Origin of the sequence: Caulobacter sp. 602-1, from assembly GCF_003931565.1 — a bacterium.
GTDB lineage: Bacteria > Pseudomonadota > Alphaproteobacteria > Caulobacterales > Caulobacteraceae > Caulobacter.
In genome coordinates, this window is record NZ_RRYI01000012.1 from 46,086 (window position 1) to 68,740 (window position 22,655).

General features: G+C 69.1%; 16 protein-coding genes and 1 pseudogene. 6 read left to right on the forward strand and 11 right to left on the reverse strand.

The genetic code is table 11. From position 1 onward, the window contains the following. Window positions 1-5: 5 nt before the first annotated feature. Together EIK80_RS24165 and EIK80_RS24170 are read right to left on the reverse strand one after the other, a co-directional pair. Window positions 6-404 carry a hypothetical protein gene (locus EIK80_RS24165; RefSeq protein WP_125159563.1) on the reverse strand — a complete coding sequence of 133 codons (399 nt, stop codon included), beginning with the start codon at window positions 402-404 and terminating at the stop codon, window positions 6-8. After that, window positions 401-745, reverse strand: a complete 345-nt coding sequence (locus EIK80_RS24170; RefSeq protein WP_125159564.1) for a hypothetical protein — start codon at window positions 743-745, stop codon at window positions 401-403. The genes EIK80_RS24165 and EIK80_RS24170 overlap by 4 nt, the downstream gene beginning before the upstream one ends. Before the next feature lie 201 nt (window positions 746-946). Here EIK80_RS24170 and EIK80_RS24175 point away from each other — a divergent pair, with 201 nt between their 5' ends. Beyond that, complete coding sequence (locus EIK80_RS24175) at window positions 947-2,785, forward strand: HWE histidine kinase domain-containing protein (protein WP_125159565.1); 1,839 nt, start codon at window positions 947-949, stop codon at window positions 2,783-2,785. 3 nt (window positions 2,786-2,788) lie between these two features. Here the strand turns inward: EIK80_RS24175 and EIK80_RS24180 are convergent, their stop codons facing one another. Then, window positions 2,789-3,985 (reverse strand): CaiB/BaiF CoA-transferase family protein, encoded by a 1,197-nt coding sequence (locus tag EIK80_RS24180; RefSeq protein ID WP_125159566.1) that lies wholly within the window; start codon window positions 3,983-3,985, stop codon window positions 2,789-2,791. Between the two features lie 123 nt (window positions 3,986-4,108). Between EIK80_RS24180 and EIK80_RS24185 the strand changes: the two genes are divergently transcribed. Further along, the gene (locus tag EIK80_RS24185; protein WP_125159567.1) at window positions 4,109-4,741 is read left to right on the forward strand and encodes a DUF4142 domain-containing protein; all 633 of its coding nucleotides are present in this window, start codon (window positions 4,109-4,111) and stop codon (window positions 4,739-4,741) included. 11 nt (window positions 4,742-4,752) lie between these two features. On the opposite strand, the gene EIK80_RS24190 is transcribed toward EIK80_RS24185, so the two are convergent. From EIK80_RS24190 to EIK80_RS24200, 3 genes are read right to left on the reverse strand one after another with little or no spacing between them, the layout of a single operon-like run. Next, on the reverse strand, window positions 4,753-5,157 hold the full coding sequence (locus tag EIK80_RS24190; protein ID WP_370450259.1) for a PaaI family thioesterase: 405 nt from the start codon (window positions 5,155-5,157) through the stop codon (window positions 4,753-4,755). 17 nt (window positions 5,158-5,174) lie between these two features. Beyond that, a complete protein-coding gene (locus EIK80_RS24195) occupies window positions 5,175-8,759 on the reverse strand; it encodes a M1 family metallopeptidase (RefSeq protein ID WP_125159569.1) in 3,585 nt (1,194 codons plus the stop codon). Window positions 8,760-8,773: 14 nt separating this feature from the next. After that, complete coding sequence (locus tag EIK80_RS24200; RefSeq protein WP_125159570.1) at window positions 8,774-9,652, reverse strand: ABC transporter ATP-binding protein; 879 nt, start codon at window positions 9,650-9,652, stop codon at window positions 8,774-8,776. 209 nt (window positions 9,653-9,861) lie between these two features. Here EIK80_RS24200 and EIK80_RS24205 point away from each other — a divergent pair, with 209 nt between their 5' ends. The 3 genes from EIK80_RS24205 to EIK80_RS24215 are packed head-to-tail and all read left to right on the forward strand — an operon-like array spanning window position 9,862 to window position 11,820. Beyond that, window positions 9,862-10,542 carry a fumarylacetoacetate hydrolase family protein gene (locus EIK80_RS24205; RefSeq protein ID WP_125159571.1) on the forward strand — a complete coding sequence of 227 codons (681 nt, stop codon included), beginning with the start codon at window positions 9,862-9,864 and terminating at the stop codon, window positions 10,540-10,542. 12 nt (window positions 10,543-10,554) lie between these two features. Continuing rightward, a complete protein-coding gene (gene maiA, locus EIK80_RS24210) occupies window positions 10,555-11,187 on the forward strand; it encodes a maleylacetoacetate isomerase (protein ID WP_125159572.1) in 633 nt (210 codons plus the stop codon). Continuing rightward, complete coding sequence (locus EIK80_RS24215) at window positions 11,188-11,820, forward strand: carbonic anhydrase (RefSeq protein WP_125159573.1); 633 nt, start codon at window positions 11,188-11,190, stop codon at window positions 11,818-11,820. Here the strand turns inward: EIK80_RS24215 and pbpC are convergent. From pbpC to EIK80_RS24235, 4 genes and pseudogenes are all read right to left on the reverse strand, one after another. Then, window positions 11,807-13,920 (reverse strand): annotated as a pseudogene (gene pbpC, locus EIK80_RS24220) (penicillin-binding protein 1C). The gene EIK80_RS24215 and the pseudogene pbpC overlap by 14 nt on opposite strands. A gap of 87 nt (window positions 13,921-14,007) precedes the next feature. After that, window positions 14,008-19,074, reverse strand: a complete 5,067-nt coding sequence (locus tag EIK80_RS24225) for an alpha-2-macroglobulin (RefSeq protein ID WP_125159575.1) — start codon at window positions 19,072-19,074, stop codon at window positions 14,008-14,010. A gap of 156 nt (window positions 19,075-19,230) precedes the next feature. Then, complete coding sequence (locus EIK80_RS24230; RefSeq protein ID WP_125159576.1) at window positions 19,231-20,064, reverse strand: carbonic anhydrase; 834 nt, start codon at window positions 20,062-20,064, stop codon at window positions 19,231-19,233. Window positions 20,065-20,144: 80 nt separating this feature from the next. Further along, window positions 20,145-20,618: an Lrp/AsnC family transcriptional regulator gene (locus tag EIK80_RS24235; protein ID WP_125159577.1), complete on the reverse strand. Its 474-nt coding sequence runs from the start codon at window positions 20,616-20,618 to the stop codon at window positions 20,145-20,147. Between the two features lie 120 nt (window positions 20,619-20,738). On the opposite strand from EIK80_RS24235, the gene ald reads away from it, so the two are divergent. Beyond that, a complete protein-coding gene (ald, locus tag EIK80_RS24240; RefSeq protein ID WP_125159578.1) occupies window positions 20,739-21,851 on the forward strand; it encodes an alanine dehydrogenase in 1,113 nt (370 codons plus the stop codon). 64 nt (window positions 21,852-21,915) lie between these two features. On the opposite strand, the gene EIK80_RS24245 is transcribed toward ald, so the two are convergent. Further along, on the reverse strand, window positions 21,916-22,620 hold the full coding sequence (locus tag EIK80_RS24245) for a glycosyltransferase family protein (protein WP_125159579.1): 705 nt from the start codon (window positions 22,618-22,620) through the stop codon (window positions 21,916-21,918). Between the last annotated feature and the right edge of the window lie 35 nt (window positions 22,621-22,655).

A 22,655-nucleotide genomic window follows, 5' to 3' on the forward strand; every position in this document is an offset into this window, starting at 1 on the left:
CGTGATCAGCGCTGCGGCGGCTTCGGGTCCAGGAAGGCCTTGGCCAGCGAAGCGGTCAGGCCAGGGTTCTTCAGGGCGAAGATTCCCGCGGCCAGACCGATGCCGATCGACATCAGCGGCCTGTCGCGCACGATCTCGACGACCTTGCTGGTCATGTCGAAGCCCTGTTGCGGGGCCTGCTGGCTGTTGTGATGACGACCTTCGACCTTGCGGGCGGCGATCATGCCGGCGACGGCGACGATCAGGGCCGCGACGGCCGAGACGATCGCGGCGGCGCCGGCCGCCGTGACGAGCGGAACCAGCACGGCGTAGATCGCGAAGGCGGCGGATACGACGGCCACCGCGGCGGCGGCGGCGATCGCCGCGGCCGCGGCCAGCGTCATCAGAGTCTTTTCGAAGATCACCGGTTGTTGCTGCGGCCGCCGGAGAGCAGCAGGCCGATCAGCACGCCGACGCCGAGACCGGCGAGGGTGGCGGTGATCGGACGCTCACGCACGCGCTCGGAGACGTAGCGCTGGGCGTCCTCGATCTGCTGGCCGGCGGTGTCGGTATAGGTGCGGCTCTGCGCGCGCAGGGTTTCGAAGCCTTCCGCGACGGATTTCTCGACGCGCTTGGCGGCTTCGGTCAGCGAGACACGGGCGGCGTCGGCGGCGTGGGCGAAGCTCCGCTCGGCGTGTTCAACAGCCTCGAGGGTGGCCGACTTGGCCTTTTCGGCTTCCTTGGCGGCGGCGGGACTGGCGGGCATGATCATCTCCTGTTCGCGACGCGACCGACCTGGGGCGCTGAAGCTGCGCCTCGTCAACGTCTGCTCGACGTCGGAGTTCCACGTTAGCGCAAGGGCCCAAGCTTCACCACCGTGGAATCCCCGGTTGAGCGCGTAAGAGGCCCGAAAAAGAAGCGTCCAAAGGCGCTCGCGCTAGACGCGAAGCGGGTCTAAGGTCGAATCATGGAGGACGCCCCCATCGTCAGCGACGAGCGCCAGGAAGCCGCCCGGCTCAACGCCTTGAAGGCCTTGAACATCCTGGACGGCGCGGTCAACGAGCCTCGCTTCCTGCGCCTCGCGCGTCTGGCCGCCCGCCTGTTCGACGCGCCCAAGGCCGCCGTCGTCCTGGTCGACGAGGACAGGGTCTGGCGCAAGGCCTTTGTCGGTTATCCCGGTCCCGAAGGCCCCCGCGCCGGCGATCTGGCCGACCAGATCGTGACCGCCAACGGCCCCGTCGCCCTCGGCGCGCCGATCCGCGACAAGCAGGGTCATGTGCTGGGCGCCCTGGTGGTGGAAGGCCCGGGCGCGAGCGGCCCCGCCTCCGACGAGGATCTGCGGGCGCTGGAAGACCTGGCCGACCTGGCCGCGGAAGGCCTGGCCGACCAGCCATGCCTGGCCCGCAGCCTCGAAAGCGAACGCCTGGACCTGGCCATCTCGGCCGCCAGCCTCGGCGAGTTCGAATGGGACATCAAACGCGACGTCTTCAAGATCAGCCCCCGCCTGGCCAAGATCTCGGACATCGAGCCCGGCGAGATTCCGGCCGAGGACGGCGAGGCCCTCTATCGATACCTGCATCCCGACGATCGGGACTGGCTGAGGGAATCGATCAACGAGCAGCTGGCGGAAAGCGATCGCTACGAGGCCGAATACCGCCGGCCCAACGGCCCCGACGGCCGCGAAATCTGGAACCACGGCTCGGGCGTCATCGTGCGCGACGCCCATGGCGAGCCGGCCTATCTGATCGGCGTCGTCCAGGACATCACCGAGCGCAGGGCCGAAGAGGACCAGCGCGAGAACCTCGTCGCCGAACTGGACCACCGCATCAAGAACCTGCTGGCCGTCGTCCAGTCGGTGGCGGCCCAGTCGGCGCGCAAGTCGGCCTCGCTGGACGTGTTCCTCAAGACCTTCGCCGCGCGGCTGAAGTCGATGAGCTCGGCCCACGACCTCCTGACCGCCGCTCGCTGGCGCGGGGCGACCCTGGCGCGGATCGCCGCCGCCGAACTTGGCGGCCTGGCGCCCACCCAGACCCGTTGGGACGGGCCGGAACTGTTCCTCACGCCGCGCGCGGCCTCGGCGCTGTCGCTGGCGTTGCACGAACTGGCGGTCAATGCGATGCGCTACGGCTCGCTATCGACCGAGAACGGCAAGGTCGAGGTCGTCTGGCGGCGCACGCCGGAGGGCGGCTTCGCCCTCGAATGGCTGGAGACCGGCGGCCCGCCAGCCACCGCGCCGGTCGCCAAGGGCTTCGGCGCCACCCTGATCGAGGACGTCGCCGGCCGCGAACTGGGCGGTTCGGCCAAGATCAACTACCGCTCCAGCGGCGTCACCGCCATGATCCAGGGCGCGGCCGAGGCCCTGGCCGACGCGCCGCCGATCGAGCCGGCCGAAGTCGCTCCCGAGCGTATCGTCGAGACCGTGGTCGCCGCCGACGAGACCGTCCGCCCGGGCGCCATCGCCGGCCTCAAGGTGCTGATCGTCGAGGACTCGCTGCTGCTGGCCCTGGAGCTGGAAGCGGGCCTGGAGGACGCCGGCGTCGTGGTGGTCGGTTGCGCGGCCGAGCTCAGCGAAGCGCTGTCGATGGTCGAGATGGACTTCGACGTCGCGGTGCTGGACGCCGACCTCAACGGCCAGTCGGTGGCGCCGGTGGCCGAGATCCTGCGCACCATGGGCCGACCGTTCGTCTTCGCCACGGGCTATGCCGACAAGGCCGCGCCCATGGGGTTCGACGCCCCGATCGTGCGCAAGCCCTACAACGTGCACCAGATCGCGCGGGCCGTGGCGGGGGTCACGGGGCGGGCTTAGGGTCTAGATCACGCCCCGCTTCCGCAACCCCTGCACCGCCTCAGCGCTCATTCCGGCCACCTGCGTCAACACCGCCTCCGTATGCTCGCCCAGCGTCGGCCCGGTCCAGCGCACCCCGCCCGGCGTCTCCGTCAGCTTCGGGAAGGCGTTCTGCATCTTGATCCGGCCGAACACCGGGTGCGGCGTGGTGACAATGGACTCCCGCGCCGCGAACTGCGGATCGGCGATCATGTCGGGCGCGCGGTAGATCCGGCCGGTGGCCAGGCCGGCGGCCTCCAGCTTGGGCAGCAGGTCGTCGATCTCCTGGTCGGCGGTCCAGGCGGCGATGCGGGCGTCGAGTTCAGCTTGGTGCGCGCCGCGCGCGGCATGATCTCGGTAGCGGACGTCGTCGGCCAGATCCGGCCGGCCCATCAGGTCGCAGAGCCGCTTGAACAGGGTGTCCTGGTTGGCGCCGATCAGAACCAGCTCGCCGCTCTTGGTCGGATAGACGTTCGACGGCGCGATGCCGGGCAGCACCGCCCCCGAGCGCTCGCGGACATAGCCGGTCAGGTCGTATTCGGTGATCAGGTTCTCCATCACCGTCAGCACGCTCTCATAGATCGCCACGTCGACAACCTGGCCCTTGCCGGTGCTTTGGCGGGCGTGCAGGGCCATCATCACGCCGAGCGCGGCGTTCAGGCCCGACAGGCTGTCGCCGATCGAGATGCCGGCCCGGGCCGGCGGCCGGTCGGGCTCGCCGGTGATGTGGCGCAGCCCGCCCATGGCCTCGCCGACCAGGGCGTAGCCCGCGCGACTGGCGTAGGGCCCCGTCTGGCCAAAGCCCGACACCCGCGCCATGACCAGGCCCGGATTGGTCTCGGCCAACGCCTCATAGCCCATGCCCCACTTTTCCAGCGTGCCGGGTCGGAAGTTCTCGACCACCACGTCGGCCTTGGCGATCAGCGCGCGGGCGATGTCCCGGCCTTCGTCCGTACGCAGATCGACGGTGACGGATTTCTTGTTGCGGCCGATCACCGGCCACCAGGGCGACAGGCCCTGGGGCTTGGAGCGCCCCCACTGGCGCATGGGGTCGCCAACCTTGGGATCCTCCAGCTTGATGACCTCGGCGCCGAAGTCGCCCAGCACCTGGCCGCAGAACGGCCCGGCGATCAGCGAGCCCATCTCGATCACCCGCAATCCGGCCAGCGGACCCTGCGTCATGCCATTCTCCCCCACCCTCGCCGGAACCGTTCACGGCCCCGTGAGGTTTTGTTGTCCACACGGCGCCGCACGCGTCGCCTGTCCACGAACCTCTAAGAAAAACGCACAGGGAAAGACAGAGCCATGAACCGTCATATCATGTTCGGCGCCGCCGCCATCGCCGCCCTCAGCCTGGCCGCCTGCGGCCAGAAGGCCGAAGAGACCAAGGGCGCCGCCACCCCGGCCGAACAGGCCGCGACCCCGGACGCCAACCCCGCCGCCACGGTCCCGACCCCGGCGGACGAGACCAAGGCCGACGTCTTCGCCATGAAGGCCGCGGACAGCGACATGTTCGAAGTCGCCGCCGCCAAGCTGGCCGCCACGCGCTCGACCAATCCTTCGGTGAAGAAGTTCGCCGCCGCGATGGAGAAGGCCCACATGGCCAGCACCGCCGAGCTGAAGTCGGCCATCGCCGCCTCGGGCGCGGCCATCACCCTGCCGACGACCCTGTCGAAGGACGCTCAGGACGACCTGGACGACCTGAACAAGGCCGACGCCAAGGACTTCGACAAGAAGTACGCCGACGACATGGTCGACGCTCACCAGGCGGCGCTGAACCTGCTGCAACGCTACGCCCAGGACGGCGACACTCCCGCCATCAAGGCTTTCGCCGCCGCCACGGCGCCGAAGGTCCAGGAGCACCTGAACATGGCCGAGGGCCTGAAGAAGGGCTTCGACACCGGCGAAGACGTCGCCAAGGACAACGCCAAGCACTAAGCGCGGCTGACCTAGGGGATGGCGTAGGCGACCGTCGCCTTGGCGGCGGCTCGCTCGCGCCCTTCCGTCCACATCAGGACATCGGCCGTCGCGATGCGGCGGCCGAGCTTGAGAAGGGTCCCCTCGGCGTACAGATCGCCGGGTTGGCAGCCTCTCAGGAAATGAATGTTGAGCGAGGTGGTCACCGCCATGGCCACCTCGCCGATGTGCGCCAGGACCAGGGCATAGGCCGCCGTGTCCGCCAGCGTCATCAGGGTCGGTCCCGAGATCACCCCGCCCGGCCGCAGCTGCCGGGTCAGGTACGGCAGTTTCAACAGGACACGTCCGGCCTCGACCTCCACGACGGAGGGCATGTGCTCGGCGTCGGCCTCCGGAAAGGCCGAGCGCAGGAACGCGTTCAGCGCCGCCGAGTCCATCCGGATCAGCGGTTCGCTCACCCGCCGACCTTGATCGTGTTGTCGTCGCCGTTGCGGTCGATCACCGTGTTGTACGGATCGATCCCCGCGAACGTCGGCGCCTTGGCGGTTGTGAAGGTGAAGGTCTGCACGCCCGAGCGGATCGGCCGGCGCTCGTAGAGCACCACGTTCCTGGCGTCGAAGCCCTTGTCGCCCGGCTTGGCGGTGAAGAGACCGATGTCCATGGCCTCGTTCAGGGCGGCGTTGGTCTCCTTGCCCTTGCCGTCGGCGTACTTCTTCTGGGCGTCGACCGTGATCGTCACGTCGAACCTGCCGTCCGCCCGCTTCTTGACCGACGCGCTCTTGGTCTTCAGGTCGTAGAGCGTGATCTTCTCGAACAGATCGGTGATCAGGGCCTGCTTGTCGGCCGGAGCCTCGGCCCGCAGGGCGGTCAGGAAGTCGGTGGTGATCGGATAGGGCGCGCCCTTGAAGGCGTGGTCGGCGATCAGCTTGCGCAGGGCGCGGTTGACCGTCTCCTCGCCGATCTCGCTCTGCAGCCGGTACATGACCAGCGAGCCCTTGCGATAATAGACGTAGGGCTGGTTCTCGACCTTGTAGAGCGGTTGCTCGTCGATCACGTCGCCGCCGCGCGCGCGCAGATAGCTGTCCAGCTCGAACTTCAGGAACTTGCGGATCTGAGCCTCGCCATAGGTGTGCTTCATCACCATCAGGGCCGAGTACTGGGCGAAGGTCTCCGACAGCATCGCCCCGCCCTGCTGGTCGGCGCCGATCACCTGGTGGGCCCACCACTGGTGGCCGATCTCGTGGGCCCCGACATAGGTGACCATGTCGATCTTGGTCGGGTCGCGATAGTCGGAGATGAAGAACATTCCCTCCGACCACGGAATGGTGTTGGCGAACGACTGGGCGAACTGGGCGTAATCTGGGAACTCCTGGAAGCGCAATTGCCGGAACTGATACGGGCTGAAGTTGGTCCCCATATAGTCCAGCGACCGCTTCATCGCGGTCTTCATGCGCTCGATGTTCCAGGGGTGCTGGGCGTCGTAATAGACCGCCAGCTTCACGCCCCTGTAGCTCTCCTCGGCGACCTGGTAGCGGGCCGACTGGATGGAGACGAACGGCATGATCGGCGCCTCGGTGACGAAGCGGGCGATGCGGCGGCCGTTCTTGACCGTGTCCGAGACCTTGTAGCCCGGCGCGATCGGGGTCTGGTCGGCCTCGGTGGCGACGGTGATGTCCGAGGTGATGAAGTCGGCGTCCTTGCGCAGGCCGTTGAACTGGCGGGACGGAACGTCGCCCAGCTTGGCCATGCGGCGCTCGGGGGGCAGGCCGTACTTGCGGCGCTTGGCGCGGTCCTGCAGCAGGCCGTCGCGGGCCATGCCCAGGATCGGCGCGATCTCCAGGTTGTTGACGAAGGTCCCGTTGTCGACCACCCGGCTTTCCTGGTCGCTGTTGGGGAAGCCGCGCTGCGAACGCAGGGTGATGAAGCTCATCTTGCGCCGCTCGCCCGGCTGCATCGGGGTGTCGAAGGCGAAGATGCGGTAGTTGAAGCGCTCGAAGGTCTTCTTGGGTCGCGCGCCCTCGATCGACAGGCCCTTGACCCGCAGGTCGCGGTCGAAGCGGACGTGGATTTCCTTCAGCGGCGCGCCCGTCTTGTTCTCGATGACGTAGGAGCCCTTGGTCTCGAGGCTGGGCTCATGCGGCTTCAGATCGACGTCGAGGGTCATGGCGACGATCTTGGGCTGCGGCGTGTTCTCGAACGGCAGCAGGGTCTTTTCGTAGTCGGCCTGCCACTTCTCGTTGTCGATCTTGGTCCGGTAGTCGTTCCAGACATTGGTGTTGACGTAGATGAACCCGCCGATGCCCACGAAGGCGACCAGGGCGGCGACCAGCAGCAGGCCGGCCCCGCCGTTCAGGCGAACGGGCAGTCGGCGCAGGCGCGGCAGGAGGCGGCTTTCGGTTCCGCGCCGCCACAGACCGTAGGCCAGCACCAGCAGCACCACCGCGAAGGCCGTCCAGTAGGCGCGCAGCCACCAGGCGCCGATCCAGAACTTGCCCAGGCCGTTCATGTCCGAGAACGGCGTCTCGGTGGTCGAACCGTAGTTGTAGAGCTTGGACTCGAAGCCCAGGTTCACGAAGGTGATGGTGGTGACCAGGTAGATCACCATCAGGCCCCAGCCGATGAACTTGTGCGGGCTGATCGCCTGCAGGAACACCGCCAGCACCGCCAGCAGGATCCAGTCCACCGCCTGCGGCAGCACGTACCAGACCAGGTACTTGTCGAGCTCCAGCTTGAAATAGCCGTGGAAGACCTGGCTGAGGATGGCGGCGAAAACGCTGACCAGCAGGGTCGAGATCAGGACGAGCGAGATCGCCAGGGTCTTGGGCGCCACGAAGGCCCAGTCGGGCACGGGGGTGGCGTCGATGATCTCGTGCGTCTTGCGCTCGCGCTCGCGCCAGACCAGTTCGCCCGAATAGTAGATGGCGATGATCATTGGGATCAGGCCGAACGAGCCCAGCAGCGGCGACAGCAGCACGCGGGTGACCGGATAGATCACGCCGCCATAGCGGCCGGCGTCGGTGGCGAACCATAGGGCGCCCATGGCGTTGGCCAGGCCCAGGAACAGCAGCACGAAATAGGCCGGGCTCTTGAACACCTGGCCCATGTCGAGGCGCGTGCGGACCACTAGCTGGGCCCAGGCCGTGGCGCGGTCGAACACCGGTCGCGGCAGCGGGCCGCCCGACGGCGCCGGCGCGGCGTTGTCGTCGATCTTGCCCTTCTTGACCTTGCGCTGCCCCGAGAGGTCGGCCGACTGGAACCGGAACAGGCTGTAGGCCAGAGTCAGGAAGCCGGCCGACAGCGCCACTGCGAACAGGCGATTGAACAGCAGCCCTCCGGACAGCGGCGGGACGAGCGTATTGCGTTCGCTGGCCGTCCAGTACTTGGTCGTCAGGCCGTAGGCGGCGGTGCCGAGCGGCTCCCAGTAGGCGGCGATCTTCTCGAACTCGGGCTTGTCCAGCGCGATGTTGGCGATGATCCACAGCACCATGAAGGCGACCACGCCGACATAGGTCCACATCATCGAGCGGGTGATCGTGGCCAGGGCGAAGAACAGCGCCGAGGTCAGCAGGATCGATGGCAGGGCCAGGGCGAAATAGGAAAACAGGTAGGCGTGCAGGTCATTCGGACCCAGGCGCTCGGGATCGATCCACGGCATGAACGAGCCGATGAAGATCGCCAGCGGCACGGCCAGGAACGAGATCGCGGCGGCCAGGAAGGCGCCGGTGAACCGGCCATAGAGATAGTCGAACTTGCGGATCCGCGTGGACCGCAGGATCGGCCCGAAGCCCGTCTCGTCGTCGCGCACCACCACGTTGGCCACGAAGGCCGTGGTCACGAACATGTAGAAGATCGACAGGATCAGGTGGGTCTGGGCGATCGCGAACGGCGCGTTCTTGTGGATGTTGCCGCCGCCGCCGATACGGATCTGGTCGATCGTCGCCGCCCCGAAGGTCAGCAGGAAGAAGATGGTCGCCACCACCCAGAAGACGGGCGACTTCAGCTGGTAGCGGAGCTCGAAGCCCGCGATCTTGCGAAACATGCCGCCGCTCCCCGTCAGGCCGCCCGCCGGGTGGTCGAGAGGGTGGAGAAGTAGACATCCTCCAGCCCGCCCTCGACCGGCGTGAAGCCGTTCCCCGGGTTGTCGTCCGACAGGATGTGGATGACCGTGCGGCCGGCCAGCAGGCGCGTGGAGATGACCTTGTACTGGGCCTTGGCGGCCTCCAGCTCGGCCTTGTCGATGATCTTCTTCCAGATCCGGCCCTTCAGCTGGCCGACCAGATCCATCGGCGCGCCTTCGCGCACGATGCGGCCGTCGCAGATGATGGCCATGGCCGGACAGAGGTCGCTGACATCCTCGACGATGTGGGTCGACAGGATCACCACCACGTTCTCGCCGATCTCGGCCAGCAGGTTCAGGAAGCGGTTGCGCTCCTCGGGGTCGAGGCCCGCCGTGGGCTCGTCGACGATGATCAGGCGCGGATCGCCGATCAGGGCCTGGGCGATGCCGAAGCGCTGGCGCATGCCGCCCGAGAAGCCGGCGATGGCCTTCTTGCGGACATTCCACAGATTGACCTGGTTCAGCAGGTTCTCGACCGTCTCCTTGCGCGCCTTGGCGCCGGAAATGCCCTTCAGCACGGCCATGTGGTCGAGCATGTCGTAGGCCGAGACCCGCGGATAGACGCCGAAGTCCTGCGGCAGGTAGCCCAGCGTCTTGCGCAGTTCCTCGGGCGTCTTCAGCACGTCGATGTCGCCGAAGCGGATATGGCCCGAGGTCGGGGCCTGCAGGGTGGCGATGGTGCGCATCAGGGTGGACTTGCCGGCGCCGTTCGGCCCCAGCAGACCGTACATGCCGCGCGGGATCGTCAGGCTGACCTCGTCCAGGGCCCGCGTGCCGTTGCCATAGACATGGGTCAGGTTCTCGATGATCAGCATGAACAGCCCCCAGAAAAAAAACGCGCCCAATACCCCATCGCCGACATGACTCGACGGCGACGATTGGGGCAAGTGAAAGAACGTTTAGGCCATGGGTTCAACCGCGGGATTTCTGAACAGCGGCCACTTTGCGGCTGTTGGCGCTCATCGGCGTCGTTTGAGCCGCACAGGGGTTTTGGGCAGCGGCTTTTAGGTCTAAACGAGGCGCCATGACGACCTACGCCTTTCCCCCGCACGCCATTCCGACGGTTCCGGTGGAGGGATCGGACGCGGCCTTCCCCGTTCGCCGGATTCTCTGCGTGGGGCGCAACTACGCCGCCCATGCCCGCGAGATGGGCGCTGACAGCCGCGATCCGCCGTTCTTCTTCAGCAAGCCCGCCGACGCGGTGGCCCCGCTGAAGGGCCAGATCGCCTATCCGCCGGCGACCGGCGATCTGCATCACGAGATCGAACTGGTCGTGGCCCTCAAGAGCGGCGGCGCCAACCTTTCGGTCGAGCAGGCGCTCGAGACGGTGTTCGGCTACGCGGTCGGCGTCGACCTGACCCGCCGCGACCTGCAGGGCGCGGCCAAGGCCAAGGGCCAACCCTGGGAGGCCGGCAAGGCCTTCGACGAAAGCGCGCCGATCACCGCCATCCGCGTGATGGACGCCCCGCCGCCCGAGGCCGCCGTCACCCTGTCGGTCAACGGACAGGAACGCCAGCGCGGCGAGGTGGGCGACATGATCTGGAACGTCGGCGAGGTGATCGCCAAGGCCAGCGAACTGTGGACCCTGGCCGCCGGCGACCTGATCTTCACCGGCACCCCCGAAGGCGTCGGCGCCATCGTCCGCGGCGACAAGGTCGTCGGCGAGGTCGAAGGCGTCGGACGTCTTGAGTTCACGCTCGTCTAGGAGAACGCTTCGATGAAGCTGGTCCTGCACAGCGCCAAGCGCGCCAGCGCGCCCTATCGGGTGCGCATCGGCCTTAACCTCAAGGGCCTTCCCTACGAGCTGCGCCCCGTCGACCTGGTGGCCAACGGCCATCACGAGGCCAGCTATCGCGCGCTCAACGCCCAGGCCCTGGTGCCCACGCTCGAGGTCGATGGCCGGCCGCTGACCCAGAGCCTGGCCATCCTGGAGTGGCTGGACGAGGTCTCGCCAGAGCCCGCCCTGCTGCCCCACACGGCCTATGAGCGGGCCATCGTCCGCGGCATGGCTGAGATCATCGCCTGCGACATCCACCCGCTGAACAATCTGCGCGTCCTGCGCCAGCTGACGGCCCTGGAGATCGGCGAGACCGACCGCAACGCCTGGGTCGCCCGCTGGATCAGCGACGGCTTCCGGGCCCTGGAGCCGATGGTCGCCGCGCATTCGGGCGGCTTCGCCTATGGCGACGCGCCGGGCCTCGTCGACTGCCTGCTGGTGCCGCAGGTGTTCAACGCCGGCCGCTTCAACGTCGACCTGTCGCCGTTCCCGGCGATCACCAACGCCGCCGCCCGCGCGGCCAAGCACCCGGCCATCGAAGCCGCCCACCCCGACCACCAACCGGAGCGCTAGATGCTTGAGGACCTGAAAGCCAACAACGCCGCCTGGTCGGAACGCAAGACCCAGGTCGATCCGGACTTCTTCAAGCGCCTGGAAGGTCAGCAGAGCCCGGAATATCTCTGGATCGGCTGCAGCGACAGCCGCGTGCCCGCCAACGAGATCGTCGGCCTGGATCCGGGCGAGCTGTTCGTCCACCGCAACGTCGCCAACCTGGCCCCGCCGCAGGACGCCAACTATCTGTCCGTGCTGCAGTTCGCGGTCGAGGTGCTGAAGGTCAAGCACGTCATGGTCGTCGGCCACTACGGCTGCGGCGGCGTGGCGGCCGCCATCGACGGCCAGCGCCGGGGCCTGGTCGACCACTGGCTGCACCCGATCCGCGAGATCCACGCCGAGCACAAGCACGAACTGGAAGCAATCCCCGAGCAGCGCGCCATGCTCGACCGCCTGACCGAGCTGAACGTCGCCCGGCAGGTGCGCAACGTGGCCGCCGACGTCTTCGTCCAGGACGCCTGGGCGCGCGGCCAGGACCTGTCGGTGCACGGCTGGGTCTATTCGTTGCACGACGGCCTGGTGAACGATCTCAACATCGGCATCAGCAGCCTGGCGGACTACGAGCGGATGATGGCGGACTCTAACCGCCCCTGATCCGCACCCGCGCCTGGGCCTTGCGGCCTTGCGCGTCGACCACCGACAGCTTGTAGAAGCCCGGCGCGGCCGGCCTCCAGATCGCGCGGCCGCTGACCGGATCCAGGCCCAGCGGCCGGCCTTCCACGTACCAGCTCAGGCCCTCACCCTCGGCGGCCAGCACCAGGCCCCGCCCCCGGGCGCCCAGGGCGTCGACCTGCACCGAGGCGCCGTCGGGCGGGAAGATCAGGCGCGGCCCCTCGGCGGCGGCGCGCAACGTCCGCAAGGCGAGCGGGGCGGACTTCGGCGCGATCGGGCGCGGCGCCGAGGACTGGGTTCCGATGGCGTCGGCGACGTCGAACAGCAGCGGCAGGGCGGCGTCGCGTCCCGTCAACCCGCCACGCGCGCCGCCGTCGGCCCGACCCGTCCAGACCAGGATCGCATAGCCGCCGACCACCCCGGCCGCCACGGCGTCGCGGAAGCCGTACGAGGTGCCGGTCTTGAACGCCATCGACGGTCCGCCGCGGGTCAGGGCCGAGGGCGCGCGGCCCCTCGGCGCCGGGGCTTCGCGGAGAATATCGAGCACCTGCCGGGCCGCCTCGGGCCGGACCAGACGCGTCCCGCCGGAGCGCTCGCGAGCCTTGGCCTCGTCCTCGGTCCAGGCCAGCGGCTTGGCGATGCCGCCGTCGCCCAACGCGGCGTACAGCATGACGAGGTCGCGCCAGGTGATCCCTTCTCCGCCGAGCGCCAGGGCCAGGCCTGCTTCCTTCAGCTGCGCCTTGGGTCGCGCCAGATGCGCGCCGGCGGCCTCGATGCGGCCGGCGAAAGCCTCGGGACCCAGCTTCTCCAGGGTGGCGACGGCCGGCACGTTCAGCGAGTGAGCCAGGGCCTCGCGCACCGTCACCTTGTCGTGGAACACCCGGTCGAAGTTCTCGGGCTGGTAGTCGGCGAAGCGGGTGGCGTTGTCCTGCAGCTGGGTGTCGGGCGCGACCAGGCCGTCGTCCATGGCCATGGCGTAGATGAACGGCTTCAGGGCCGAGCCGGGCGAACGCAGCGCCCGTGTCATGTCGACCCAGCCTCCGGCCCGGTCGCGGCCCGCCGAGCCGACCGAGGCGCGGACAGCGCGGTTCTTGATCTCGACCACCAGGATGGCGGCGGTGGCGTCGGGGCCCTGAGCGCCCGCCACGGCGGCGGCCATGGGCTCCAGCCGCGACTGCAGGTCGGCGTCGAGGGTCGAGACCACGCTGGCCTGGCCTTGCGGAGCATCGCGGGCCAACTCGCCCGCCGCGTGCCAGGCCAGGGTCGGGAACGGCGCCCGCCGCGGCAGGGGCTCGTTCTCGGCCTCGAAGGCGGCGGCCTCGGTGATCGTCCCGGCACGGACCATCTTGTCCAACACCCCGCGCCGGGCGGCCTTGGCGGCGTCGGGACGACGGTCGGGACGGCGCGCCTCCGGCGACTGCGGCAGGGCGATCAGCAGGGCCTGCTCGCCGTCGGTCAGGCTGGACGGCTCGTGGCCGAAATAGCTGAGGCTGGCCGCCCGCGCGCCTTCCAGATTGCCGCCGTAGGGGGCCAGGGTCAGGTACAGCGCCAGGATCTCGCGCTTGGACAGTCGCGACTCCAGCTGCACGGCGCGGACCATCTCGATCAGCTTCGAGCCGAGATTGCGCGGGCGGGGCTCCAGCAGGCGCGCGGTCTGCATGGTCAGGGTCGAGGCGCCCGAGGTGGCGTGGCCATGGACCACCGCCGAGCCGACGGCGCGGATCAGCGACAGCGGATCGACGCCCAGGTGCCACCAGAACCGCGCGTCCTCGGTGCGGATCAGGCGCTTCTGGAAGGTGGGATCGGTTCGCGAGAGGTCGGCGCGGATCCGCCAGCGGCCATCCTCGACCGGCAGGGCCCGCAGCCACGCGCCGCGACGGTCCAGGGTGACCGGCGAGGAGTGCCGGGCGCGGGTCATGTCCGGCGGGAACACGGCGCCGAGGGTGGCGAGGACGACCTCGGCGGCGAGGACGCCGACGAGGATTTTGGTCAGGCGGGGGACGTGATCGCCCTTCTTCCCCCTCCGGGGGAAGCGGATGCGCAGCATCCGGAGGGGGCGAGTTAGCGCCCCACCGGAAACATCGGATTCCTGCACCTACTGGCCCCCTCCGGGCCTGGCGGCCCTCCTCCCCCGGAGGGGGAAGAAGGCCTCTCGATAGCTCGACGCCATCACGGCCCCGGCGCGATGGTCGCGCGCGAGGCCTCGGAGCGCGCGTTCACCGCCGGGCGATACATGTCCTTGGCCACGGCGCCGGGCAGGAAGAAGCTCCCCGGCGTCACGGCCCGGGCCACATAGGCCAGGGCGAAGCCCTTGTTCCCTTCCAGGTCCAGCGCGGCGATGAAGCGGTCGTCGCGGCTTTCCTGGACGTCGGCGGCGGTCAGTTCGCCGAGGAACTTGAACGGACCGTTCTGGGCGTCGTCGGCGCCAAGCGTGGTCTCGATCTCGAAACCGGCCGGCAGGGCGTCGTCGACCACCAGGGCGGTCGAGCGGGCCTGCATCGAGCGGCCGGAGACCAGCACGATGATCCGGTCGCCCTGGCGGATGGTCGCCGGATCGATCGCCCCGCCGCCCATCGACAGCAGGCGCTTGGACACCGACAGGCCGCTGGCCGAGGCGCCCGGGGCCGAGACCGGCGTGCCGCGCACGCTGACCGTCCGCCACAGGGCGCCCTTGCCGGCGTTGACGAAGTGGGCGTCGGTCAGCTTGCCCACCGCCCAGCGCGGCGCGCCGCCGGCCGGCGGCAAGGGCGTGGCGCCCGTCGCGGTGATCGAGATCGGACCCGAGGCCCGGATCAGGGCGTTGGCCGCGTGCAGCAGCGCCGCCTGTTCCTGGGTGTTCAGGGCGTCCGGATCCTTGCTGACGTTCTCCAGCCGGCCTTGCAGCTGGCGGGCCACATCCATCATCCCGGACTCGGCGGCGAGCGCCGTCAGCACGGCCGTGTCACGCAGCGGCGTCTGGTACCAGTCCTGCTCGTCCCTGTAGCCGAGGCTCGACACCGCCTGGCGCATAGCCGAGCGGGCGCGGGCGTTGTCGCCCATGCGAGCCAGGCCGGCGGCGACATAGGCCTTGGCGATCGGCTGGCTCTCGTCCTTCATCTGCACGTCATGCCACCAGCGCAGGCGCGCCAGGTCGCCCTTGCCGGCCTTGGCCATCACATAGAGGGCGTAGGCCGAGGCGCGGCGGCGCATGCGCTCCGTCGCCTTCTTCGAGGCGTCCTCGTTGCTCGCCCACCAGCCCGGATATTCCATGCGGTAGGCGACCGACGAGAAGCCCTCGGGCCGGCTGACCTGGCGCATGGCGCCGACCGCCTTGTCGATGGCGTTGTCGGGCACGGCCACGCCCTGCGCCTTCGCCTCCAACAGGAAGTCGACGACATAGGCGCCGAGCCAGGGATCGGCCTCGCCGTCGCCGACCCGCCACAGGCCGAAGGCGCCGTCCAGGGTCTGGCGGTCCAGCAGCTTGCCCACGGCCCCGGCCAGGGCCGCCGGCGTGCGCTTCAGCTTCGGATCGTTCGAGAAGGTCTGGGCGTAGAGCAGCGGATAGGCCGTCGAGACCAGCTGCTCGGTGCAGCCATACGGATAGCGCTGCAAGGCCACCGCGATCGCCGACGGGTCGAAGCCCCGGATCGGCGAGTAGCTGACCTGCAGGGTCACGTCGCCCGCCGCCAGGCCCGCCAGCAGCGGATACGAGGGCGTGAAGCTCTCGCCCGGCTTCTGGATCTCGGTGGTGGTGCGCACGATGTCGCCCCAGCCCAGGCGGGTCTGGATCGGATAGTCCTTCTGGGTCTGGAAGCCCGGGCCGGCGACCTTGAAGCCGATCTTGCCGATCCCGGTCACATCCGGGGCCAGGAAGGGGATCTTCTCGGCGATTCGCTGGCCCAGGATCAGCTGGAACACCTTCTTGAAGGCCACCTTCAGCCCGTTGGTCGAGAAGGCCTCGGCCGTATAGGCGCCCGGCTTGCCCTCGACATTGTGCAGCTCCAGCGTGGCGTAGGCCTGGTCGCCCGGCGCCAGGAAGCGCGGCAGGTTCAGGTCGGCCACCACCGGCTGGCGCACGGTCAGGGGCTTGGAGGCCGAGCCGACGGCCGTGTCGGTCCAGGCCACCGCCTGGATGCGCAGCTCGCCGTTGAAGTCGGCGGCCGGCAGCTTGATCACCGCCTTGCCGTCGAGACCGGTCTCCACGATCCCGGACCACAGGGCCACGGTCTTGATCGGGGTGGTGGTCAAGCCCTCGCCGCCGACCTCGTCGCCGCCGAAATTGACATTGGCCGGCGCGCCCAGGTTCGGGTCGAGCAGGCGGCCGTAGTCGTCGCGATAGTTCAGGGTCAGGGCGCGCTTGCCGAAGTACCACTTCACCGGATCGGGGCTGTCCTGGTGGGTCAGGCGCAGGATGCCCTCGTCCACCGCCGCGATGGTGACCTTGGCCTTCTGGCCAAAGCCAAGGCCGCTGACCTTCACCGGAATCTCGACCGGCGCCTTGCTGTCGATCTTGCTCGGCGTGCCAAGATCGACCGTCAGCTTGCGGTTCTTGGGATCGATCGGGACATAGACCAGGCCCAGGGCGCGACGCGGCTTGGGCGAGGCGACCGGGTCGCGCGGCTGGATGACGCTGACCATGACATAGGCCCCGCCGCCCCAGGCGGCCGAGGTCTTCAGGCGCACGGTCGTCCCTTTTTCGCCGACGCTGACGGTCTTGAGATCGATCAGGCGATCGGTGGCGACCGCGATCTGCGCCTCGCCGGCATAGGGCGGCTTGAGCGTGATCTCGACCGTGTCGCCCTGGGCGTAGGTCTGGGTTCCGGCGGACACCCGGACCACGTCCGGCGCCTCGCCTTCGCGCGCCGGAGCGCCCCAGCCGGCCGAGAAGCGGGTGACGGTCCTGGCGCCGTCCGCGCCCTCGACCTCGAGGCGATAGTCACCCCAGCCCAGGCGGCGGGTGAACCTGGCCGGCGAACCGGCGCCGATATTGACCTGCGCCTTGGCGACGATGGCGTCGCGGCTGCTGCGCCGCCACTGCCAGCGGCCGTTCTGCTGGAACCAGTCATAGTCCCAGCGCTCGGCCACCAGGGTGTAGGTGGCGGTCGCCCCGATGCGCTGGCCGGCGGCGTTGACGGCGATGATGTCGAGGCTGACGGGCGGATCGCCCTTCCCGGCCTCGCCCTGGTCGACCTTGACCCCATAATAGATCGACTTCGGCCGGACCTTCAGCTCCAGCCCCTCGCGGACCGGACGACCGCCCGGCTCGAAGACCGAGGCGGTGACCGAGGCCACCAGCGGCTGGGCGGTGTCGCCGGCTTCGGTGGTGGACACCGACAGGATCGCGTGGCCTTCGCCGTCGGTGACGGTCGAGCCGAGATCCAGATACTTCTCGTCGAACGGCTTCCCCTGGTCGCCCCATTCGAAGCCCTTGTAGGCCGGGAACGGGTCGGTATCGGCGCGTAGGCGGGCCTCGCCTTGAGTCTGCAGGCCAGCGCCCGGCGCGCCGTAGAGGAAGCGGGCCGAGACATCGACCTTGCGGGCCTCGCCGGCGCCGAGGGCGACGGAGTCCTGGCCCGTGGCGGTGACCGCCAGGCGCTGCGGCGCGAAGTCCTCGACCGAGAACGACAGGCTGCCGGTCGCCTCCTCGATGCCCTCGATATGCAGCTCGGCGGTCCAGCGGCCGCGCGGGGCCGAGCGCGGCAAGACGATGTCGGCCGGCACGGCGCCGGCATTGGCCTGGCTGAACGGATAGCGCTTGAACTCGACGCCCGACGGCCGCTTGACGAGGATCTCGCCCTTGCGGTCGCTGACAGCCTTCGCCATCCGATCGCGGACCATGGCTGTCAGGTGGACGGTCTCGCCGGGCCGATAGATACCGCGGTCGGCATAGAGGTAGCCGTCGATATCGGCCGCCACGCTGCGTCCGTCGACGCCGCCCTCGGTGCGGCCGCCCACGCCCTGCTTGGACAGATCGACGGGCGAGCGGTCGAGATCCAGCACGGCCAGGTCGCCTTGCGGACCATAGGCCATGACCATCTTGGCGCGCTCGGCGCCCTGGCCTTTCAGCAGCGGACGCAGGAAGCGCACCCGGCCGTCGGCGTCGCTCTTGGCCTCGGCCAGAGGCTCGCCGTCGGCGGCGACCAGGTTGACGGTCACGCCCGACAGGGTCTTGGCGCTCTTCAGCGAACGGACCACCACATCCAGGCTTTCCGAGCCGTCATAGGCCAGCATGGCCATGTCGGTGAACACGATCCAGCGGCGGGCCTGGGCCGGATTGTTCTCGCTGTCGTCGGGGTCGCGGCCGCCCGAGGCGTCGCGCGCCTTGATGACATAGGCGCCGGCCTTCATCTCCTTCAGCACCGCGCCCAGCGGGAAGACGGTGGTGGCCTTCTGGCCGGTCGCGCCGCCGGTGACCTGCACCACGCCCTTCCAGACCCGGCGGCCGTCGTCGCCCACGGCGTCCTCGCCATAGTCGCCAGCCCAGTCGCCCTCGCCGGTCGGATCCGGAGCGGTGATCGACTTGCGGACCAGATTGCGGTCCGGCACGCGCCAGACTTCGATGGCCAGGGCCTGGACGTTGATCGTCTCGATGCCGACGCCGTCCGACTCCTCGCGCGGCAGGATCACGCCATCGCCGGCGAAGCCCACATACGGAGGCTTCTCGCCGAAGGTGAAGTCGACGTCGGCATTGGCGCCGAGCGTATCGCCGCCCTTGGCGGGCAAGCCCTTGAGCAGGGTGATGCGGTGATCGGTGAAACCGATCCCGCCCAGGCACAGCTCGTCGCCCTTCACCCGCACCGAGGGCTGGCGGCCGAGATCCGGCGAGACCAGCACGAAGTCGGCATAGGCCTTGGACGGGTCCAGGTCCTTGCTCATGCGAATGCAGGCCAGCGGATCGGAACCGCTGCTGTCGACACGGGTCTGCCAGACCGCGAAACCCTCGGGCTTGGGAATCCCGCGACGGGGCGCGTTGGCCGAGCGGGGCTTGCCGAACAGCGACCAGGCCTCGCCCTTGACCGCCGTCGCGCCAGCCGGCTTGCCGCCGCCGAAGAACAGGCCGCCCTTGCCGACCGCGAAGCCGCCGCCGAAACCGAGGACCAGCGCCCCCGCCACGGCGATGGCCACCGGGCCTTTCAGCGCGGCGGGCCAGCGCTCCGACACGGTTCGACGAAAGCCTTCCCAGCGATCGCGCCAGGTGTTTTGCCGGGGACCTTGGATGTCGGGACCGCCTTCCGGCGGCGTCTCGTCCGTCGACATCCGTTGTCTCCCACTGATTTGCGCTTGGTTCAGGCGAATTGAACCTAAGCGCGATCAGGGGTCAACGGCGGTCGAATGACAGTCACGACCGATGCTCAAGCTTGCGGGCGATCGCTCAGCGTCGCTCGCTCCGCCAAAGCGGCGGCCAGCCCCGCTCTAGGCGTCGAACGCCACCACGCCCGTGGACAGGTCGTAGCAGGCCGAGACAACCTTCAGCCGTCCCTCCTCGATCCGCTCGGCCAGGATGCCGTCGGCGACCTTCAGGCGGCCGGCGATGTCGCGGACATTCCGGCGGATGGCGGCGTCCTGCAGATCGACCGGGTGGGTCTCGTCCGCTTCGAGCACGGCCGGGATGATCGGCAGCACCATCTCGTACAGCGCCCCATGCAGGTCGGCGTGCTTCTTGGCGACGTCGACCGCCGCGCCGACCGCGCCGCACTTGGTGTGACCCAGCACGACGATCAGCGGCGCGCCCAGGTGCTCGACGGCGTAGACGATCGAGCCCAGGCCCTCGCGGCCGACGGTCGAGCCGGCCACGCGCACGACGAACAGTTCGCCCAGATTGCAGTCGAAGATCAGCTCCGGCGCGGCGCGGCTGTCGGCGCAGCCGATCACCACCGCGAACGGCTTCTGGCCCTTGGACAGCTCGGCCACGCGCGCCAGGGTCGGCAGCATCAGATTGGCGCCGCCGCGGGCGAAGATGGCGTTGCCTTGCTTGAGGCGACCCAGCGCCTCGTCGGGCGCGATCTCCTGCCCGGGCCCGGCGTGTGCGGCCGGGGCGTGAGCGGGATCGGCCTCCAGCGGCTTGACGCTGGCCATGGCCTTGTCGAGCGCGGCCTTGTCGGCGGCCTGGTGCTTCAGGGCGCTGGAGGTCCGGCGCCCCTTCTTGGTCAGCAGACTGGGATGGGCCGGACCGTCGCCCTCGGCGAAGGCCAGGGCCGGCGCAGCCAAGCCCGCCAGGGCGCCCAGCAGAAGTCGTCTCGAAACCATTTCGTCCCCCCAACGTGGCTTGATGTCGGCGGAGAGCGTATCCGGTTTCGGTTAACCGGGATTAACAGCAGCTCGAAGTCTCACAGCGGCAGTTCGACGCGCTTAACGACCGTTCGCATGGCGATACTGCTGCTGACGCGCACCACGCCCGGGATCCGGGTCAGTTCCTGGGCGTGGACCCGTTCCAGGTCGTCGACGTCGCGCACCACCAGTCGCAACAGGTAGTCCGAGCCGCCGGTCATCAGGTAGCACTCCGCCACCTCGCGAACACTTGCGATGGCCTTCTCGAAGGCGCTCAGCGCGGCCTCCGCCTGCGACGATAGGGTCACCGTGACGAAGACGCTGAGCGGCAGGCCCACCGCCCGCTCGTCGATCACCGCCGCGTAGCGCCCGATGACCCCGGCCTCCTCCAGCGCCCGCACGCGACGCAGGCACGCGGACTCGGAAAGATTCACCGCCTCACCCATTTCCACATAGCTGGCGCGGCCCCGCCGCTGAAGCAGGCGGAGAAGCTTCCGGTCGAAGCCGTCGAGGTTCACAGGAGGTTTCTTCACCTGAACATACCTTTCACGCAGGATTCCTGCATACCACGGTTCTAGTTGCATGAAATCCCCAGGGAACCTGCGGGCCGCGAGGCGTAAACCGGCGTCAAATCGCTTCTGGAGGAAAGCACCATGCGCGTAGGCGTCCCTTCCGAGATCAAACCGGGCGAACACCGGGTGGGCCTGACCCCCACGGCCGTCCGCGAATATGTCGGCCACGGCCACACCGTCCTTGTCCAGTCGGGCGCTGGCCTGGGCGCTGGCTATGCCGACGAAGTCTATGTCAAAGCCGGCGCGGCCATCGCTCCCGACGCTACGGCGGTCTTCGCCGGCGCGGACATGATCGTGAAGGTCAAGGAACCGCAGAAGGTCGAGTGGGAAAAGCTCGAGCCTCGCCACATCCTCTTCACCTACCTGCACCTGGCGCCGGATCCCGCCCAGACCGAAGGCCTGCTGAAGAGCGGCTGCGCGGCCATCGCCTATGAGACCGTCACCGACGCGCGAGGCGGCCTGCCACTACTGGCCCCGATGTCGGAAGTGGCCGGCCGGATCGCCGTGTTCTCGGCGGCCGAGACCTTGCTCAAGCACAATGGCGGCATGGGCCTGCTGCTCTGCGGCGTGCCCGGCGTGCCGCCGGCCCGCGTGGCCGTGCTGGGCGGCGGCGTGGTCGGCAGCAACGCCGCCCGCATGGCCGCCGGCCTGGGCGCCGAGGTCGTGGTGCTGGAACGCTCGATCCCGCGCATGCGCGAACTGGACGACCTGTACCAGGGCCGCATCCTGACCCGCTATTCGACCTTCGCCGCCGTCGAGGACGAGATCCTCAAGGCGGACGTCATCATCGGCGCCGTGCTGACCGCCGGCGCGGCCGCGCCGAAGCTGGTGCGTCGCGAGCACCTGAAGCAGATGAAGCCGGGCTCGGTGCTGGTGGACGTCTCGATCGACCAGGGCGGCTGCTTCGAGACCAGCAAGCCGACCACCCACGCCGAACCGACCTATACGGTCGACGGCGTCGTCCACTACTGCGTGGCCAACATGCCGGGCGCGGCCCCGCGCACCTCGTCGGAAGCCCTGGGCAACGCCACCCTGCCGTTCGGCCTGGCCCTGGCCGACAAGGGCCTGGACGCCCTGAAGGCCAACGTCCATCTGGCGCGCGGTCTCAACGTCCTGAACGGTGAACTGACCCATCCGGCCGTGGCCGAGGCGCTGGGCAAGACCTCGGTCGATCCCTACGGGGCCTGGAAGTAGTCCAGAACGTGAAAGGGCGCCGCGCGGCTTCGCACGGCGCCCTTCCTGTATCCGCGCCTTGGGATCACGCCGCGAAGCGGGCGATGTCCAGGCGGCTCTCGACCATGTCCAACACGTCGGTCATCCGGAAGTCCGGGTCGACCGGGTGCAGGGCGTCGTAGACCGAGCGGGCGAAGGCCAGGTCGGCGGCGGTCTTGACCCGCCAGTCCAGGCGCGACCAGTCCCGTGGGGCCTTCAGGTGGGCCTGGCTCCAGCGCTGGGGCTGGTTGCGGATGGCGGCGGTCGGCGAGATGCGGGCTTGCGGGTCACGTTCCTCGGCGGCGGCGGCGCGCAGCGCGGCGGCCGTGATCACCTCGACCTCGAGACCGGCCGGGAAGGTGCGATGCACGCGGTTGGACGTGTAGTCGGCGCCGCTGGACAGGGCCATGCGGACGGCGTCGTCGATGATTCCCGGGTCCATGAACGGCGCGTCGCCCTTCAGCCGCACCACATGGCTGACCGAACTGATCGCCTCGGCGCAGCGGGCGATGCGGGCCAGAATATCGGCGCCGGCCCCGCGATGGACGGTGTGGCCGCGCGAGACGAGGAAGCCGGCCAGGGCGTCGTCGACCGTCTCGCTGCTGGTCGCCACGATGATCTTGGACAGGCAGCGGGCGCCGCGAAGGCGCTCCAGCTGGCGCACGATCATCGGCTCGCCCCGCAGGGTGGCCATCGACTTGCCCGGCAGTCGGGACGAACCCATGCGGGCCTGAAGCACGGCGAGGATCATGACGCGTCTCCCTTCGTTGAGAGGAAACTAGACCA

Excerpts from the sequence above, each read along its gene's own strand:
- EIK80_RS24170 (WP_125159564.1), bottom strand. The coding sequence starts at position 745 with ATGCCCGCCAGTCCCGCCGCCGCCAAGGAAGCCGAAAAGGCCAAGTCG.
- EIK80_RS24175 (WP_125159565.1), top strand. The coding sequence starts at position 947 with ATGGAGGACGCCCCCATCGTCAGCGACGAGCGCCAGGAAGCCGCCCGG.
- EIK80_RS24180 (WP_125159566.1), bottom strand. The coding sequence starts at position 3,985 with ATGACGCAGGGTCCGCTGGCCGGATTGCGGGTGATCGAGATGGGCTCG.
- EIK80_RS24185 (WP_125159567.1), top strand. The coding sequence starts at position 4,109 with ATGAACCGTCATATCATGTTCGGCGCCGCCGCCATCGCCGCCCTCAGC.
- EIK80_RS24190 (WP_370450259.1), bottom strand. The coding sequence starts at position 5,157 with ATGGACTCGGCGGCGCTGAACGCGTTCCTGCGCTCGGCCTTTCCGGAG.
- EIK80_RS24195 (WP_125159569.1), bottom strand. The coding sequence starts at position 8,759 with ATGTTTCGCAAGATCGCGGGCTTCGAGCTCCGCTACCAGCTGAAGTCG.
- EIK80_RS24200 (WP_125159570.1), bottom strand. The coding sequence starts at position 9,652 with ATGCTGATCATCGAGAACCTGACCCATGTCTATGGCAACGGCACGCGG.
- EIK80_RS24205 (WP_125159571.1), top strand. The coding sequence starts at position 9,862 with ATGACGACCTACGCCTTTCCCCCGCACGCCATTCCGACGGTTCCGGTG.
- maiA (WP_125159572.1), top strand. The coding sequence starts at position 10,555 with ATGAAGCTGGTCCTGCACAGCGCCAAGCGCGCCAGCGCGCCCTATCGG.
- EIK80_RS24215 (WP_125159573.1), top strand. The coding sequence starts at position 11,188 with ATGCTTGAGGACCTGAAAGCCAACAACGCCGCCTGGTCGGAACGCAAG.
- EIK80_RS24225 (WP_125159575.1), bottom strand. The coding sequence starts at position 19,074 with ATGTCGACGGACGAGACGCCGCCGGAAGGCGGTCCCGACATCCAAGGT.
- EIK80_RS24230 (WP_125159576.1), bottom strand. The coding sequence starts at position 20,064 with ATGGTTTCGAGACGACTTCTGCTGGGCGCCCTGGCGGGCTTGGCTGCG.
- ald (WP_125159578.1), top strand. The coding sequence starts at position 20,739 with ATGCGCGTAGGCGTCCCTTCCGAGATCAAACCGGGCGAACACCGGGTG.
- EIK80_RS24245 (WP_125159579.1), bottom strand. The coding sequence starts at position 22,620 with ATGATCCTCGCCGTGCTTCAGGCCCGCATGGGTTCGTCCCGACTGCCG.